Raw genomic sequence first — 665 nt, 5'->3', positions numbered from 1 at the left:
ATTTAATAATGACTCTAATAAACGCGGATTCACATCTGAAGTGCATAACGTTTAGGCGGCTTTAGCCGCCAAGTGATCCTGCATCAATTTTGCAGGCGTTTCAAATCCAAGTGTCTTCCTTGGACGATTATTAAGTTGCTCAAGTACTGGTATAACTTGCGCTGGTGTTACCGCCTTAAAATCTGTGCTCTTCGGCCAATACTGGCGTAGTAATCCATTCGTGTTTTCATTCAATCCGCGCTCCCATGAGTGATAAGGGTGAGAAAAATAAACAGGAACACTTAAAGCCTCTGTGATTTGCTCGTGATAAGCGAACTCTTTTCCATTGTCAGCCGTGATGCTATGAAGCGCTGACCTATATGGCCTTAATAGTTCTATCGTCGCCGCAGTGACGGCCTCCGCTGTTTTGCCTGCCACCTGAGTTGATACAGTGAATAGGGTGACCCGCTCTACAATGGTAACAAGGGCGCCTCGATGACCTTTACCTATGACGGTATCTATTTCCCAATCTCCGATACGACCTTTCTCATCAACTATTTGTGGACGTTCTTCAATGCTAACGCGATTTTTTATTTGCCCTCGGTTTGTTTTACCATGACTGCGCTTGTGATATTTCTTACCGTGTCGGCGCAGATGTAGGTATAACTCACCACCTGCTTTTTTAT

The 665-nt window shown here is 44.7% G+C and carries 1 protein-coding gene; it reads right to left on the bottom strand.

The features are described 5' to 3' along the window. Positions 1–51: 51 nt before the first annotated feature. A partial coding sequence (locus I6F66_RS21175; RefSeq protein WP_197209758.1) for an IS30 family transposase occupies positions 52–665 on the bottom strand: 614 nt, incomplete at its 5' end.

Origin of the sequence: Pseudoalteromonas sp. NZS100_1 (genome assembly GCF_015864285.1) — a bacterium.
In the GTDB taxonomy this organism is placed as follows: Bacteria; Pseudomonadota; Gammaproteobacteria; order Enterobacterales; family Alteromonadaceae; genus Pseudoalteromonas; species Pseudoalteromonas arctica.
Note: the sequence above shows the minus strand (reverse complement) of the source record. Positions and strands in the feature narration are given on the sequence as shown.